Genomic DNA, 16,773 nt, shown 5'->3' on the forward strand with positions numbered 1-16,773 from the left:
TAGGGACAAAATTTGTCCTTTTGAGCTAAGTATTAGGTCCTAGGTGGTAGGTTCTAGATGAGGGGATGTACCTGACTTGACCAGGGTGAACCTGAAGGCTAAACTAATGTGATACCAAGCTTTGAGAGAAAGTTCTCCATCAAAAGGAAAAGGGTGATTAACAGCTCAGGTAACAAGATGATGGGCAAAAGCGTTCTTAGCAAACTAATAAATTCCATAGGTGCGCTTTCCGTTGGCGAATTAAATTCGCCACGGGTCGCACCTGTTGAGTTTTAATTTCTAGGTCAATAGTCTCGCTTAATTTTCTAGAACACCTCACACCTTGCACGCTGAACCCTAGACCCTACACCCCCTTCTCTGGCAAAATCCCTTGGCTTCCAAGGGATTTTAGCCTTGTCACAGAGCTAGAGACCGAAACTTTTCTGTTTCTGCTAACGCTGGGTTGATCCCAAACCAGCGCCCTTGTTCATCTTGGTATTCATAGACAAACATACTGCGCAACAGGGTTTGATATTCTTGTTCCCCCTTGACGGACTGCTGTTGCACGACTTGAGATAGCAACTTCCACTCTTCCTCTTCAACAGCCAGAGTTAAATCATCTCGGTATCCCTTAATCACACGCTCTAAACAACTCCTGGAAAAGGGCGGGTCTTCCTGTTGCAAACAGTTATACAGCAACCCTAACAAGTTACGGACATGACCCCCACTAATGCGACACATCCGGTCGAGGGTTTCTGGGCTATCAAATACTAGTGGAATCAGATTTAGCCGCTGTTGAGGATCAACCATTGGAAAAGCTCGGGCTAACAAGAGCTGTCGCAGCAGTGCCATACCTTCTGGATAGTCACTACCATCCCGTAACTGTATGGGCACCATGGGCAAAATTTTTGGAGCTACACCACCACCGACTCGATTTTTGAGAGTTTCGTACTCGTTGGAAAACATTAAGGATAAGGGTAGAGTGTAAACCACATGGCAGTTCAAACGCCTTAACTGAGTACCACGGTCGATAAAGAGATACTCTGGCTGGGAGCGACCTGAAGCCATGGAGCGATTATCAACTCGGTCAAGATTATCAATAATCACCACCAAACCCTTTTTGCCAAGCAATTTCAGCTGCTGAATCGCTGATTGTAAAATTTCTTCGTTGATGGCATTCAAAATGCTTTGGGTGCGGGGTTCTAGATGCTGTCGTAGCAGTTGGCGTTGCTGAGGACTGTCTTTACTTCTGGCTGTAATCTTGGCAATGCCTACCGAAAATTCGGCTTCTGTTGAAAACTCAATAGGAGTTTGCAAAAAGTCTTTGATTTCATTAAATAATTTACTAAAGTAACTGGGTTTGAGCTGTATGCTGATCGCTTCTAGGCTTTCACAGACTGACCTAGCGATGCTGAGTAAAATGTCACTGACATCAACATCCACCATGTCTAGGTCTTGAGAGGACTCAAAATAAACAACATGAAATTGCTGCTTTTCCAACTCGGCTTTAAGTCTTAACAACTCAGTAGACTTACCACAGCCAATGTGACCAGTAAACAATTGACAGGTAGGTTCATCTGGTGACAGACGGGTAATGGTTCGTCCTAAAGCTTCGATAATCTTTCCTCCCCTGACAGCGGAAAAATCGATATAGTATGGATGGTCTTCTGGATTACCCATATCTAAGGTTTTAGCTGGGTTACACGCTTTGAAAAATCTTGGTAGATGCAGTTCCATAAATGAACCTCCCACTCCCTGTGGTGATGGTTATGGTTTACAGAAGGCGGTTAGAAAGCCCACTCCTTTAACAGGGTGAGATAGAAAGCGTCGCCAGTAAATAGTCTTTTGTAAAAGACTAATCACTAATCACTGGCCCATCCCACGACTAAGGTACGTGGGATGAGTTAACTATAGAGGACTGCTGCCGGCAGCAATGCCAATTCCTATCAGGCTGATGGAACCTGTTAAGTATAAAACGTGGGAACCTAGTAGTGGTTAAATTAAAAAAAGTATTTGGTGCTCTCTGACGGAATTGCAAAGTTCAAACCTTGTCGTTACCCAGATTTTTGGGTAGATTGGCGTGAAGCGATCGCGCCGCAGCGCAAACGCCCACGCGCCAATTGTCAGGCTTACTTCAAGTCATAAATGTACTCTGTCGATTGATCGGTAGTAGATGACCAACATCGCATCAGTCTCTCAATCACAATTGTCTAATCGACGCAAACAACTGCGACGGACACGCCGGATTAAATTTTATCAAAGGATTTGGCGTACACTTTTGGTGGGCGGTATTGCTGGAAGTTTACTCTGGGCAATAACTTTACCAGATTGGATGATTCGTCACCCAGAACAAATCGAGATTCAAGGGAATTATTGGCTTTCTGCTAAAGCGATTCGCTCCCTGCTGCCCTTATCCTATCCCCAGTCTTTACTGCAAGTACAACCCCAAGTCCTTGCCGAGTTTCTGGAGTCTGAAGCTCCTATTGCTTCGGCTCTAGTTAGCCGTCAACTCATACCACCAGGATTGACAATACAAATTAGAGAGCGTCAACCAGTGGCTATTGCTGAGCAGAGTAAACCCGAAACCAGAAAAAACAAAAACTCTACCCCAACGTTGGGTTTAGTCGATGAGCAAGGGATCTGGAGTCCCAAGACCAGTTACGAACCACTCTCGGCCAACCTGAAGTTACCGAAGTTGAAAGTGATTGGTCAAAATTCCGTTTATCGTCCTTACTGGTTCGATTTTTATCAAGCTGTGAGTCATTCGGCTGTCAAAGTTTTTGAGATCGATTGGCGAAATCCAGGCAACTTAATTCTGAAAACCGAGTTAGGAAATGTACATTTAGGTCCTTACAGTGAAAGCTTCCCCACGCAACTGAGAGTTCTAGACCAGATGCGAGAATTGCCGAAGCGCACACAAAAAAGCCAAATAGCTTACATTGACCTGCAAAACCCAGACTTACCATCGATTCAAATGATCACAGACCATGACAGTGTGAAATCCAGAGTTAAATAAGGATAAGCGTTGAAGCTCAGACAGGTGTAAATCCCTACTCTGACAGCTAAACCGAGGTGATATTTCCAGCAACCTATGTTTTGTTTGAGGTCAGTTATCGGGTATAGAGCCAGGCAATGCCCGGGTCTTTGGTTTTTCAATCAACTTACTCTATAGTTAACTCAGACTGCTACATATAACTTATAAAGATAAAGATAAACACTTACCCTCACCTCTTGCAATGACGCTTAATAGTAAACTAGGGCTTGCTGCTAAAAGTTCTAAAATCATCGCAGAAGCAGATCTTTCATTAGGATCCGACAATACACATCCTTTTAGTAACTCTGTATTACAATTCGGTCAAACTTATGATTCTAATCGCATACCCAGGGAAGAAACTAGGAGTGACAATATCGTGCCAGGTAGCGTTGCAAAAATCAAGGTCATTGGTGTTGGCGGGGGTGGTGGTAACGCAGTTAACCGCATGATTGCCAGTGATGTCAGTGGAGTAGAGTTCTGGTCAATTAACACAGATGCTCAAGCACTAGCCCAATCAGCAGCACCCCAGCGCTTACAAATGGGCCAGAAGTTGACCCGAGGGTTGGGAGCAGGAGGGAACCCAGCCATTGGTCAAAAAGCCGCTGAAGAATCCCGGGAGGAAATTGCTCAGGCTCTAGAAGACACTGACCTGGTTTTCATTACTGCTGGGATGGGGGGTGGCACTGGCACAGGAGCTGCCCCGATTGTAGCAGAAGTTGCTAAAGAGATGGGTGCTTTAACTGTGGGAGTGGTCACTCGTCCATTTACCTTTGAAGGACGCCGTCGTACTTCCCAAGCCGAGGAAGGAATTGCCGCTCTGGGGAGTCGAGTCGATACCCTAATTGTTATTCCCAATAATAAACTTTTGTCAGTGATTTCAGAACAGACTCCTGTTCAAGAAGCATTTAAAGTAGCTGATGATATCCTGCGTCAGGGGGTGCAAGGTATCTCTGATATTATTACTATTCCTGGCTTGGTCAATGTAGATTTTGCCGATGTGCGAGCGGTGATGGCAGATGCTGGTTCGGCTCTGATGGGCATTGGGATGGGTTCTGGAAAATCCCGAGCTAGAGAGGCAGCAGTAGCCGCCATTTCTTCTCCTCTGCTGGAGTCTTCTATTGAAGGGGCTAGAGGGGTAGTTTTAAATATTACTGGTGGCAGTGATCTGACCCTCCATGAAGTTAATTCAGCAGCAGAAACTGTTTATGAAGTGGTTGACCCCAATGCCAATATCATCTTTGGAGCAGTAATTGATGATAAGCTCCAGGGTGAAATTAGAATTACTGTGATTGCTACGGGATTTACCGGAGAAGCCCAGTCTGCACCTAAATCGGTGGAAACTCCCCTGAATCGACGACCAATTGCTCCTACACCGATGCCCCCTACTCCCAAGGTTGAGCCGAAGAGTAGACCAGGATTAGATATTCCAGAATTCCTGCAACGGCGTCGTTTTCCCAGAGGACCAAAGGAGTAGAAAAAAACTGGCACAAACCAGATGGCATGGAAGTAAAGCTTTTGCAACCTATAGCCAAGGCAAGACTGTTGTCGCTTCCCTTGGTAATTGCTGGTTTTACTACTAGGCGTGAAAAATTTCCTAGACATTTCTCCATTGTCTGAACCCATGGGAAACTTTTTTCGGTTATCACTATCAATAGGGTGAATCAACCAGACTATGCAGCGGGAGTTTTTGTTGACTATCTCCCTAGCTTTGAGCCAACAAGGGCTGCCCACAGATTAAAATTTCAACTATTCTTGCCTTGGATGAAGTTTAGCTATACTTATGACTTCTAATCACCGAACCAACCCCCCTATGCCCAAATCTAGTAGCGATCGTTACCCTAGTTCAACATCGGCAAACAAATCGAATACATACTGTCCGTCAGTACCAATTTCTGTATACCGGGAACTAGCAGCTGAGTTGCAAGCAACACAGGCGATGTTGGACTCTCTCCATTCTCAAAATCAGCATTTAGTTAAACAACACCAGCAGCTGCGACAGGAAGTTAAAACAGTTATTAATTCAGCTCTGCATCTACAGCAGGTGATGAATTCCTTAGAACCAGTGAGTCCAGCTGAAGTCAATCGACCTCAGCCAGTAAAGCCGCCGGAACCCCGTCAAGCTCCACCAATTCCATCCCAGCGCACCGCTACAACTATCCCAGGGGGTGAATTTTCCCCACCTCAGAGGAAACCTCAAACCCCTCCCTCTTCCTATCGAGAAACTTTAGTGATTGAACAACAAGACAATCGCTCCCTGCGAAGTTCCCAGCCAGAGGCAGTGTCATATGTCAATGGCTGGGTGTTGGTTATAGCCATCTTGGGAATTGTCTTGAGCGCATTTGGTGCTGGCTTTTTAGTGGTGAAACCGATACTAGATAGTAATCGTTGAACCATTGTGCTGCCTGATTAATCGATTAATGGCGGGTTCTTCGAGATTCATCCGCCTAATCTAATCTTGTACTAAACCTCGGCTGTATTTACCGCTATTTTCGGTTCCCCATTGCACCATTTGGAAAAGTACCATCATTACTCTCAAGGGTTTATCAGTTTTTAGGAGTTAATGGCCAAGTGTATAAAGCTTGCCAGGGTAAATTGTGCCGATAAAATTGGCTGATATCCGAATCTGTTTACTCAGATCAATTCCACAGTCATTAGTCAGTGATGAAGGGCAACAAAAAACCTACTCAACCTGAGTTCTATATAAGCGATCGCTCTATGAACGAGTAACGGATAGAAGATTTGGGCAACTAGGGTAGATGAAGGCTTTCAGCGTCAGCTTGGACTCAGGTTAACATTCATTCTTATGTCTAACTCATAACAATGAATTTTAGCAGAGTGAGTATTTAATCGGAAGTAGAACTGCTCCTACACAGCAAGGCATGGTCTAGATTGGTTGTGAGTGCTCTGTTCACCTGAGTTCGAGATCAGCGTACACTCCAGAAAAAATCACGGTCCGCGCCTCCAAGGGCGCGAGGTATTGCTCGCGCCCTTGGGTCGCACCGCAATCTACTAAAACAACATTGATATCGGTAGTCATAGTTTGTTAGGAAGATCTGACGAACAGACTTAGATCTGTTACCGATGCAGCAAGGGAACAGAGAAGCCAGCGTGGTCTTGGGGGAAACCCCACTCGCCCTTTGCCTCAAGAATGGATTTAAGAAACACGAACCGGCAGCAAATCCATAAACGATAGGGGTTTGACAAAGTGTTTCTGCCAGAGATGGGTTTGAATTGATCGGGACACAACAACAAGGTAAAACTCATATTAATGACCAAAATGGCAAGCAGTTCTCAGAAAGAGGATTTACAATGAACTATCAGGTTTCTATGAGTATGAGCGTGCAACTGTGATTCCCTATGACTTTCTAAAAGCGATCGCAAATGAACACGGTGTATCTAAAGCCGAGCTGGAGGTTGTGGCTTTGGCGATGGAGGGTCAATCGACAAACGCGATCGCAAAAATCCTCGACATTAGTGAACATGCAGTGCGAAAAAGACTCAGCGAGGTCTACAAAAAGTTTCCGATATCGGGGACAGGACCTGTAAAGCTAACCAAACTGCAACAGCTGCTGGTCAATCGCTATCAGACTCATCTAGAAACCCAGGATATCTCCTCTAACGGCAGAAGCTATACCCCTATCTCTACTGTCCAATCCTCAAACCCCAAGCATATGGATTGGGGTGAGGCACCAGATGTTTCGGTTTTCTATGGTCGCACTGAAGAACTACGCCAGTTAGAAACATGGATTGTTAAAGATCGTTGCCGATTGGTGGCACTACAGGGTATGGCAGGGATTGGTAAAACCACCTTGTCAGTGAAGCTGGCTAAACAAATTCAGGATCAGTTCAAGTATGTGGTATGGCGTTCCTTACGTCAGGCACCCCGGTTAGAGGATATCCTAGCAGCACTGCTCCAATCTTTATCTAGGCCCCTAGAAACTGTAGGATATGAAACCGCAGGGGGGTTAAACCCACTCCCTAGTCCTAAAGCTGCCAAGGAGCTTATCTCCCAACTAATTGAGTACTGCCGTCAACACCGTTGTTTGATAGTCCTCAACGGTGCCGAATCTATTCTACAGATTGGTACACTTGCCGGCATCTACCGAGAAGGGTATGAAGGCTATGGTGAATTCATCAGACGCTGGGGAGAAGAACCCCATGAAAGCTGTTTGTTGATTACCAGTCAGGAGAAACTCAGCGAAATTTCTTTACAAGAAGGAGAGACTTCACCTGTTCGTTCCTTAAAACTTGAAGGTTTAGGGGAAGCCGCTCAGTATATTTTGCAGGAAAAAGGATTGTCTGGGCAGAAAAACTGGGAGTATTTAATTAAGGGGTATCGTGGCAATCCCTTGATGTTAAAACTTGTTGCCATAACCATAAAAGAAGTGTTTGATGGCAGTGTGACCGATTTTTTGGCAACTACCCTATTTACCCATGACGTTAGTGACTTTATCGAAGACATCTTAGATCGGTTATCAGATTTGGAACATAAAATTATATATACCATGGCTAGTCATAAAGAGCCTGTAATTTTAACTCAATTACAGGATGAATTACTGGAGATATCGCCTCAGGAATTACTCAGGGCTCTAGCCTCCCTGAGACAGCGATCCCTAGTGGAAAAATCTGAAGGCGGATTCACCTTGCCTCCTGCAGTCATGGAAGTTAATAACCAATTAATTGCTGAGCGAGAATAGTCATAAGATACCGGTTTACGAATTTTTTTAAACTATTAAAAGTTCAATTTTATAACTGGGTGATATCGAGTTCAGTTAATCAGTTATTATTCAGGTAAGTCGTTAATTTGAAATTATTAATGGTCAACGGTCAATTAAAAATTAACAATTCACAAACAACCAAGAATGATAAGTATTAAATTGAACATGATATGACTCAAAATGGTTTCTAGGCTTTAAATACAATAGCTGGATCAATACGAGTCACCTTTTGGATAGCGAACAAACCCGAAGTTACACACATTACCACAGTTATACCAAAAACACCTGTGGCAGATAGTGGCGTGATCAAAAGGATAATTCCTTTTGATTTAACCCATACACTCAACCCCCAGCAAAGTAGCATACCAGGCACATAACCAAGAACAGCCATCCACAATGCTTGTTCGACAATAACACTATAAATAAACCGATCCGGTGCGCCCATCGCTTTTAGGGTACCAAACTCTTTGATATGGTCAGAAACTGAGGCGTAGAGAATCTGAGTGACAACTACTATGCCAACAATCACTCCCACAGCAGCACCTAGACCCAATACAAAACCAACACCTGTTCGCACCTGCCAGTAATTTCGGGTCTTGCGTGCCATTTCAACCTTTGTATAAGCACGAGTCCCGGGTAAAGCAGCTTCTAAATTCTGTTTGAGTTGCTCAAGATCCTGACCTAGTTTAGCCTTTACCATGATATAGGTAATGGGGTCTGTCAGGGTCAAAGGTGTAGGTTCAGGAATCTCCGACTCATCATACTTATTCAAAGACTTTGACTTTTCGTAAATAGTGGTACACTGCAAATTATCTGAAGATTCTACAGTGCAGTTAAGCTTAGAGGTATAGCTTGTGTTGATATAGGTATTGGCATTTTCTAAGGAAGCAAATAAGAATGGGCTAGCTACAAGGGATTGACTATCTGTGGTTAAGCCGACCAATCGAGCAGGCAAGAAGTTAACCGTAGCGGTATCACCGATATCTCTGAGATTGAGCGTCGGTAATCTGCTTTGATCCACCATAATCGTATAAGGATCCTGAAGGGTCTTCAGTCTACCCCGAGTGATTGTTCCGGGTTGGAACAGTGTTCCCTCTAGGTCAAATCCAATCAACTTAACAGGACTGGTATCTCCCTTAAGAGGACGCCATCGACCTGACCCCATCAGTAGTGCTTCTGCTCGCTCTACACCTTTGACTCGTTGAGCCTGATCCAGCTGATTCTTTAAAAGTGGCTCAGTTAGCTCAAACTGAACCATTCGCTCAGAACTTACCCATATATCGGCCTCGGAACCCTCAATCAGAAGAACTGTAGAGCGAGTGAAGCCGTTGAGCAGACCAGTTTGAATGGTTACTAGGCTAACGGCAAACATAATTCCTGCTTGAGCGACCAGAAAGCGAGGGATGTCTGCCCAGAGGTTTTTGCGAGCAATAGAGACCATAGAAGATGATGCCAAGAGAACGGTTAAGTAATATCACGTCCGAGAGCTTATAAATTGTAAGGTGTGGGTTTTTGGTAATTGTTATTTCTCCCAACCTTGGTACGAAGAAGGCCTGATCCCAAGCGTCAGCCACGAAAACTAGTCTATGGGCTGACTCTATGGGCTGACTCTTTTGATTGAAAAAGCGCGTCCTTCACTGAATAGGGTAAGGGTTTTATAGTCTTAGTGCTTCCTTGGTGAATGCTTAAAGTCAACCTCATAAAGGCAGTGTAGCTCATAGAGTTTTAATTAACTAACACTAACGAGCCAGTAAATTTTTGTAAATCCCTGCCAAGATGGCAACATGGCTCAGTGTTAAAAGTGATACATTTCAGTAGTTTTCTGGCATAGAAGGTCATCAATAATCAAAAACTTCAGTCAATGCGTAAATACCCCATAGTCTCTTTCGTGTAATTTGTGTAAACTCACGGATACGTCAACCTTATAAAATTCTGTAGCATTGAGCTAGCAGTTACCTGATCAATCATATTTTACTTGTGCATCTCGGTGAAAGTCTTTAACTGTTCCCGGTGTTTTTTCTTGCCTATGGTTAAGAGAGGCTCTTCCCAATTGGCAAATCCCATCCGCTAATAGGCAACACTAGGACTTCGGAGTTTTGCTGACAACGGCAATCAGGTAAACCAAAGGCAATGATGGCGATAGAACAAAATTATCCTCTAATTCCAATCAAAGAGTTTACTTCCGTCAAACAAGCTGGGTTGTTTGAAATTTTGAAGCAGCCTCGGTTTAGCGGTCAACTCATTCTAAGTGATCCTAGTAAACAAGAATGGATATTTCACATTTATATGGGTCGCCTCATGTATGCTACCGGAGGAACTCATCCAGTCAGACGGTGGCGTAGAAACCTACTCATTCACTGTCCTCAGACATCTGCTCAGCTTTCATCACTGCAAGACGATCTAGCTAATACCAATTGGGAAGATGTCAATGTCTGTTGGGACTATCATTTGCTATGCCTATGGGTAGATCTGCACAAGGTTACCCGTGATCAAGCTATCAAAATGATTCAGTCTGTCATGGTAGAAATACTTTTTGATGTTACCCAAGGCATGCAGATCACCTATCAAATCAAACCAGATTCATCATCATCATCATTCTTTAAACCACTGGTCTTGATTGACGCAGAGCAAGTGATTCATGAAGCTGATCAACTTTGGGAAGCTTGGCAAAGTGCTCGTGTAGCAGACCGCTTCCCTAATCGGGCACCAATAATCAGGCAGCCCGAGCAACTGAGAGTTAAAACATCCCCTCAGGCTTATCAAACTATGACCAAGCTGTTGAATGGACAATATACCCTACGAGACTTGGCCATACTAATGAAACGGGATACTAGGGCAGTTACTCTCTCCATTCTGCCTCACCTGCAATCAGGATTAGTCGAACTGATAGATATTCCGGATTTACCTGCTCCAGTTTCGCTACCTCCAAACGAAACATCGGTAAAAACTGTTCCTGAGCAGAAACCTTTGATTGCCTGTGTGGATGATAGTCCCCTGATCTGCCAAAGCATGGAAAAAATTCTTACCTCAGAAGGCTATCGCTTTGTGGCTATTAATGATGCACTTAGGGCGATCGCTACTTTGTTAGCTACTAAGCCAGAGTTGATATTTTTAGATCTGGTCATGCCAAATGCTAATGGTTATGAAATTTGTGGTCAATTGCGTAGGCTCTCCTTTTTCCGCAATACTCCGATTGTAATTTTGACTGGTAACGACGGCATCATCGACCGTGTGAGAGCTAAGATGGTTGGCTCCTCAGATTTTATGAGTAAACCCATCAATCCTGAAGAGGTATTGAAAGTTATCATTAAACATCTTAAACAAGTTAATTAGCATTGACTAGATAACCAAAATTTAAGTATTTACAAAAAAATACCTTTAAACACTTGCTTATCTGCTTATAATTTTATAGTTATTTAAAAAATCGGAGAAAAATGGTTACCGCATTAATTGTTGAAGATTCATTAACAGATCTAGAAATCTTCAGAGGTTATCTCAAGCAAAATGGATTTAATGTATTAACTGCCAATAATGGATCAGAAGCCCTAGAAAAAATTAGCAGTAATCAGCTTGATTTGATTGTCCTTGATGTTGTGCTTCCAGATCGCAGTGGTTTTGAAATTTGTCGAACCCTTAAAAATGAAGCTAAGACAAGCCAAATTCCTGTGATAATATGCTCCACCAAAGATACTGAAATGGATAAATTTTGGGCGTTAAAGCAGGGAGCAGATGCTTACCTGTATAAGCCTGTTGATCACGCAGAACTCCTAAAAATCATTAAACAACTGGTCAAGGGCTAAATCTGAGATATAAAAAAAGAGAGATCATCATGGTGTCCAAGTTTATCCCAGCTTCAGCTTCCCCATCATCAGCGACAGAAACTGCTGCCAATGAAATTAGACAGCAGTTTCTGCGGTTTCATCTAGTACCTGATACTACTGCTTTAATGCCAATTAATCAGCTGACTGAAGTGCTGACTATTGGTGTTGGTCAAATTATTCCAATTGCCCATATGCCACCTTGGGTGATGGGTGTTTACAACTGGCGGGGTGAAGTTCTTTGGATGGTCGATCTCGGACACATTGTGGGATTAACTCCTTGGCATCAGCAACCGGTAAACACATCACAGTACACCTCCTTAGTGTTGCATATCCAGTCTCATGATCCTAAGTCCATTAAATACAACCAAATGCTAGGGTTGGTCGTCAACCGGGTAGAGGACATTGAATGGTGCAATCCTGATTTGATTCATCCTCTCCCATCATCAAGCATGAATCCTGAATTGGCCAAGTTTTTACAGGGATATTGGCTGAAACATGGTGGTGAAATGCTAGTAGTTTTTGATGGCAAACTAATTTTTGATACCAAGTTTTAATCCTACTATTAAGCGACGGAAACCTGAACATATTATTCGATAATCAATAATAAAAACTAATTATAATATATAAAAAAATCTGGGATAAAAAATAAGTTTTTAATTATGAAAAAAAACAATAATAATCTTAATTTAAATAACAATAATAATGAGATGGTAAAATCAAAAATTCCCCTCGTAAAAACACTTTTGCCTGAGTCAACTATTTCTAACGTTAACTTGCGGGTTGTTCAAGAGTTAACAGAAACTGAGACCGAGATTAGGCATTTGCCAGAACAAGATATCAACCCAGGAGATCAGCTTCTGGAAATGGTTGAAACTGAAAAAAAAAATCAGAGGAATAAAAATACTCTCAGCCGCCAGTTGTTGACAACGATTATGCCAACGGTATTGATTCCTCTGACTCTGGCTAGCCTAGTAAGTTACAGAATTGTTCACGACCATGACAAAGAGCGAAATAAATTACAGCAGCAAGAGCAAGCTCTAATTGCTGGTGAAGCAGCTAGCCAACTGATTAAGGATACCTTTACCGTACCCACCTTATTAGCTAGTAATCCTTTAGTCATCAATGCAGCTCATGCTGGTAGCAAAACCGCAGAACAGCAAGAACTTCAGAAACTGGCTATTCACGAGATTGAATTACGTTTTCAAAACACAAAGCTCCTCAAACCCAATCCACAACTCAATCGTTACTTAAAGAGAATCGTCAAGGATGTAGGTCTAGGGGAATTATTTGTCACTGACCGCTATGGGTACAACATTGCTTATAGTAATCTCACCTCTGACTTTGTGCAAAGGGATGAAAACTGGTGGCAACAAGCCAAGCTTCAAGGGCGTTGGGTCAGTGAACTGGACTTTGATGATTCAGCTAATATCTTTGGTTTTGATCTAGCTCAGGCCATCAAGGATCCTCAATCAGGAGAATTTCTTGGGGTGATTAAAGCTGTGCTACCCATGAATCAATTAGAGCAACTTTTCCCTTATCTAGAACATATCGGATTGATGGGTTCCCAACAAGTGCAGCTGATAGACACTAGCCAAGGCATGGTAATTAGTACCCTCACCCCTGAAGGTAGTCTGGATGAGGAGGAGATCATTGGGGGTGAAGCGATTTGGGAAATTGCTAAGTTTTTAGTCAAGGCACCAAGCCAGCTAACTATTAATACTAAGCAAGACTTCAATAGTTTCAAAGCTAAGTATTCACTAAACGAAGCAAGACTTTCGACCTATACGAATAAAACGGGAAAGCAGGTAAAAATTGTTTACTTCCTCTATAAAAATAAGTTCTATACCATTGTCACTAACCCACACACGGATTGGGTATCTGTTGCTTCTGTGGACAAATCAGAACAGCAAAACGCTGGTAATGAGTTAATTGTAGCGTTTGTCTTCATAGCCCTAGGCTTGGGAGCAGTGACTCTGATCGTTGTTCTGCTTTTATCCCGCCGCCTATCTGCTCCTCTAGGTCAATTATCTGATACAGCCAAGGAAGTGGCTGCAGGTAATTTAGATGCGATTGCTCAACCGAGTGGTAGCGCAGAAACCCAAACCTTGGCTCACACCTTTAATAACTTAGTAGCCCGGATTAAACTTCTGGTACAAGACCAAAGCCTTGAGGCTAAGCGTGCTAAACAACTCAAAGACATTACGATTCAGCTAACTCAAGCCCTTGGCTTCCAAGAGATCCTGGATATGGTAGTCCAAGGGAGCAGAGAAGGGCTGGATGCGGATCGAGTTGTTGTCTATCGCTTTGACCCTAATTGGAAAGGTACTGTCATTGCTGAATCCGTGGCTGCGGGTTGGCCCCAGGCTCTCGGTGCGGAAATTGCTGACCCTTGCTTTGCAAAGGATTACGTGGATAAGTACATCCAAGGTCGAGTTAAGGCAACAACCAATATTTATGAAGCTGGTCTGACCAGGTGTCACCTGAAACAGTTAGAACCCTTTGCTGTCAAAGCCAATTTAGTTACCCCAATTGTCGTTGAAGGGGAACTCTTAGGCTTATTAATTGCTCACCAATGCAGTGAACCTCGAGCCTGGCAAGCTTCGGAAATCGATTTTTTAACCCAAGTAGCTAACCAAGTAGGACTCACCCTTGACCGCATCAACCTCTTGGAACAGCAAAGAATTGCTGAAGCCGAGCAACGAACTGCTAAAGAGCAGCTTCAAAAACGAGCACTGGAATTGCTGATGGAAGTAGACCCAGTTAGTAAAGGAGACCTCTCGATCCGTGCCCGTGTGACCGCCGATGAATTGGGAACTGTAGCTGATTCCTACAACGCTACCATTGAAAGCTTGCGGAAACTGGTGGTGCAAGTGCAACAGGCAACGAAGCAAGTTACCACCACCACTACTCAAGATGAAGCAGCGATTCGAGAACTATCAACGGAAGCCTTACGACAGTCGGAGGAAATTACTGCAGCCTTACAACGAATTCAAGATATGACCAGTTCAACTCAAGCTGTGGCTGCTAGAGCCTCTGAAGCTGAAGCTGCAGTTAAACAAGCGGCTCAGACAGTCGAAGCTGGGGATACTGCTATGAACCGCACTGTGGAAGGCTTTATGGCGATTCGGGAAACTGTAGGCAGCACTGCCAAGAAGGTCAAACGCCTTGGGGAATCCTCCCAAAAGATTTCTAAAGTGGTTAACCTGATTAGTAACTTTGCAGCTCAAACCAACTTGCTAGCGTTAAATGCTTCTATTGAGGCAGCTCGTGCTGGGGAAGAAGGTCGAGGCTTTGCTGTGGTTGCTGATGAAGTGCGAGCCTTAGCCCATCAATCAGCAGAAGCAACGGCAGAAATCGAAAAAATTGTGGCACAAATCCAAATGGAAACCAATGAGGTAGTATCTGCCATGGAAGCTGGTACTGAACAAGTGGTAGGAGGAACGAAACTGGTAGATGACACCAGGCAGAGTTTGAATCAAATCACTGCAGTAATGGTCAAGATTAATGAGTTGGTCGAAGCGATCGCTACGGTAACTGTTGAGCAAACTCAAACGAGCGAATCAGTGACTCAGACTATGACTAATGTGGCAGCGATCGCTAATCATACTTCCATAGAAGCGTTGCAAGTATCCCACTCGTTTAAACAACTGCTTACAGTTGCCGAGCAACTGCAAGATAGTGTAGGCAAGTTCAAGGTGAGTTAGTGTTGTTAGTTAATTGTTAATGTTTAATTGTTAATGTTTAATTGTTAATTACCATTTTCAAAGTAACTGTGTTCTCAACAAGATTGATGGGGAATTCTGTGATTGTAACTCCTAAAATTTATCAGTCACCCCGAGTTAGGCAATGGTGGCAGCGATGTCCAAACCCTGGGTGTCTTCACAACGAGAAACTACCTATTTTTAATTAATTGGGCGTATTCCATGACTCAAATCCCTCCCCAGAATAACTCCCTTAAGGATAACAATGGTCACCAGATTGATATTCATGATATTAAATTATCAGATAAATTGTCTAATAAATTATCTGATAATGGTCATACTGGCACTCACCAAACTTTTAACCTGTCAACATCTACCCTGAAAACAAAACTGGGTAAATCACTGCTACCACTACCTAAGTTAATCCAGTCAAAGCTTGCAGGACCCCAAAGACTTCCATCTTTATTTTTGAAATGGTTTTATAACGTACCCATACAAGGGAAGCAGCTTCTAGCCTTGTTCACGTCAGAAGTGATCTCCGTGGTTGGCTTAGCAGGTGTGGGGGCTTTTTTGATTATTACAGGAGGTCGTGCTCAGTTAATCAACCAAGCCAAATCCGAATTGGCGGTTATGGATATTATCTATAATATCAAAATTAATCAGATGGGGTTTGGCTTTCGGGGACAATCTGACAATAGCGCAATTATTAAAGCGGTTCAAACCCATGCTCAAGGCAAACCCTTAACCCCTGGTTTGTTCAAAGAAGTGAAAGATATTCTCCAGCAAGAAATCCAGACTCGTCGGATTGAATATGCCACGTTGGTGGGAAAGGATCGACGAATTCTTGTCAATGCTAATTCTGATCGAACTGCGGAGTTTTTCGATCCCAATGACTTAGTCAGTCAGGTTCTGGAAAATCCTCAGCAAATTAAAACCAGTGAACTGGTCAGCTGGTCTGAGGTTGCTCAAGAGTCTCCCTTCCTACCTGCTGGGATTGTCGAGCAAAACAATCTGTTGATTCGCTACACCGTCACACCGGTTAGAACCACCGACACAGGGGCAGTTTTGGGAGTACTGATTTCTGGGGATATTGTCAATGGCAAGCTGCCTATCGTCGAGGATACCCTAAAGTCTTTTGGGGGAGGTTATAGTGCGGTATATTTACGTCAACCCGATGGTCAATTCCTCTTGGCAACTGCCTTAGACCAGGGTAAAAGTACCAATTTAGCAGAAGCTCAACCGAACGTCTTCTTGCGCGATACCCCTTTCCTGAATCAAGCGGTAACAGCTCAGGGTAATCCAATTACCAAACGCATCAAGATAGGGAGGCAAACCTATACAGTGGCTGCCAAGACGCTAAATAATTTTAATGGTAAGCCAGTTGCCCTTTTGGTAAGGGGAACCTCAGAAGCTCAACTAAACTTCCTGCTCACCGACAACCTACTGTTACAGTTGTTAGTAGTGATTTTGGCTTTGACTGCTGATATATTACTAGCTATTCTGCTAGGACGAGCCATTGC

10 protein-coding genes and 1 pseudogene are annotated in these 16,773 nt (G+C 43.4%); 9 read left to right on the top strand and 2 right to left on the bottom strand.

Annotated elements, in window-relative coordinates:
- Positions 1-396: 396 nt before the first annotated feature.
- Positions 397-1,716 (bottom strand): P-loop NTPase fold protein, encoded by a 1,320-nt coding sequence (locus F6K52_RS08245; protein ID WP_293076260.1) that lies wholly within the window; start codon positions 1,714-1,716, stop codon positions 397-399.
- Positions 1,717-2,152: 436 nt separating this feature from the next.
- Here F6K52_RS08245 and F6K52_RS08250 point away from each other — a divergent pair, with 436 nt between their 5' ends.
- From F6K52_RS08250 to F6K52_RS08265, 4 genes are all read left to right on the top strand, one after another.
- Positions 2,153-2,995 (top strand): FtsQ-type POTRA domain-containing protein, encoded by an 843-nt coding sequence (locus F6K52_RS08250; protein WP_293076262.1) that lies wholly within the window; start codon positions 2,153-2,155, stop codon positions 2,993-2,995.
- Between the two features lie 220 nt (positions 2,996-3,215).
- The gene (gene ftsZ, locus F6K52_RS08255) at positions 3,216-4,487 is read left to right on the top strand and encodes a cell division protein FtsZ (protein ID WP_293076264.1); all 1,272 of its coding nucleotides are present in this window, start codon (positions 3,216-3,218) and stop codon (positions 4,485-4,487) included.
- 336 nt (positions 4,488-4,823) lie between these two features.
- Positions 4,824-5,402 (top strand): hypothetical protein, encoded by a 579-nt coding sequence (locus F6K52_RS08260; RefSeq protein WP_293076266.1) that lies wholly within the window; start codon positions 4,824-4,826, stop codon positions 5,400-5,402.
- 958 nt (positions 5,403-6,360) lie between these two features.
- The gene (locus tag F6K52_RS08265) at positions 6,361-7,710 is read left to right on the top strand and encodes an NB-ARC domain-containing protein (RefSeq protein WP_293076268.1); all 1,350 of its coding nucleotides are present in this window, start codon (positions 6,361-6,363) and stop codon (positions 7,708-7,710) included.
- A 208-nt stretch (positions 7,711-7,918) separates the two neighbouring features.
- Here the strand turns inward: F6K52_RS08265 and F6K52_RS08270 are convergent, their stop codons facing one another.
- Entirely contained in the window at positions 7,919-9,172 is a 1,254-nt protein-coding gene (locus F6K52_RS08270) for an FtsX-like permease family protein (RefSeq protein WP_293076276.1), read from the bottom strand.
- 689 nt (positions 9,173-9,861) lie between these two features.
- On the opposite strand from F6K52_RS08270, the gene F6K52_RS08275 reads away from it, so the two are divergent.
- From F6K52_RS08275 to F6K52_RS08295, 5 genes and pseudogenes are all read left to right on the top strand, one after another.
- Positions 9,862-11,064 carry a response regulator gene (locus tag F6K52_RS08275; RefSeq protein ID WP_293076270.1) on the top strand — a complete coding sequence of 401 codons (1,203 nt, stop codon included), beginning with the start codon at positions 9,862-9,864 and terminating at the stop codon, positions 11,062-11,064.
- 101 nt (positions 11,065-11,165) lie between these two features.
- Positions 11,166-11,531 (top strand): response regulator, encoded by a 366-nt coding sequence (locus F6K52_RS08280; RefSeq protein ID WP_070393290.1) that lies wholly within the window; start codon positions 11,166-11,168, stop codon positions 11,529-11,531.
- A gap of 29 nt (positions 11,532-11,560) precedes the next feature.
- Entirely contained in the window at positions 11,561-12,106 is a 546-nt protein-coding gene (locus tag F6K52_RS08285) for a chemotaxis protein CheW (RefSeq protein WP_293076272.1), read from the top strand.
- Positions 12,107-12,211: 105 nt separating this feature from the next.
- Complete coding sequence (locus F6K52_RS08290; protein WP_293076274.1) at positions 12,212-15,256, top strand: methyl-accepting chemotaxis protein; 3,045 nt, start codon at positions 12,212-12,214, stop codon at positions 15,254-15,256.
- 219 nt (positions 15,257-15,475) lie between these two features.
- Positions 15,476-16,773 (top strand): annotated as a pseudogene (locus F6K52_RS08295) (hypothetical protein); the annotation flags it as partial.

The organism is Moorena sp. SIO3H5 (genome assembly GCF_010692395.1).
Lineage (GTDB): Bacteria > Cyanobacteriota > Cyanobacteriia > Cyanobacteriales > Coleofasciculaceae > Moorena.

Excerpts from the sequence above, each read along its gene's own strand:
- F6K52_RS08275 (WP_293076270.1), top strand. The coding sequence starts at position 9,862 with ATGATGGCGATAGAACAAAATTATCCTCTAATTCCAATCAAAGAGTTT.
- F6K52_RS08285 (WP_293076272.1), top strand. The coding sequence starts at position 11,561 with ATGGTGTCCAAGTTTATCCCAGCTTCAGCTTCCCCATCATCAGCGACA.
- F6K52_RS08250 (WP_293076262.1), top strand. The coding sequence starts at position 2,153 with ATGACCAACATCGCATCAGTCTCTCAATCACAATTGTCTAATCGACGC.
- F6K52_RS08270 (WP_293076276.1), bottom strand. The coding sequence starts at position 9,172 with ATGGTCTCTATTGCTCGCAAAAACCTCTGGGCAGACATCCCTCGCTTT.
- F6K52_RS08260 (WP_293076266.1), top strand. The coding sequence starts at position 4,824 with ATGCCCAAATCTAGTAGCGATCGTTACCCTAGTTCAACATCGGCAAAC.
- ftsZ (WP_293076264.1), top strand. The coding sequence starts at position 3,216 with ATGACGCTTAATAGTAAACTAGGGCTTGCTGCTAAAAGTTCTAAAATC.
- F6K52_RS08245 (WP_293076260.1), bottom strand. The coding sequence starts at position 1,716 with ATGGAACTGCATCTACCAAGATTTTTCAAAGCGTGTAACCCAGCTAAA.
- F6K52_RS08280 (WP_070393290.1), top strand. The coding sequence starts at position 11,166 with ATGGTTACCGCATTAATTGTTGAAGATTCATTAACAGATCTAGAAATC.
- F6K52_RS08290 (WP_293076274.1), top strand. The coding sequence starts at position 12,212 with ATGAAAAAAAACAATAATAATCTTAATTTAAATAACAATAATAATGAG.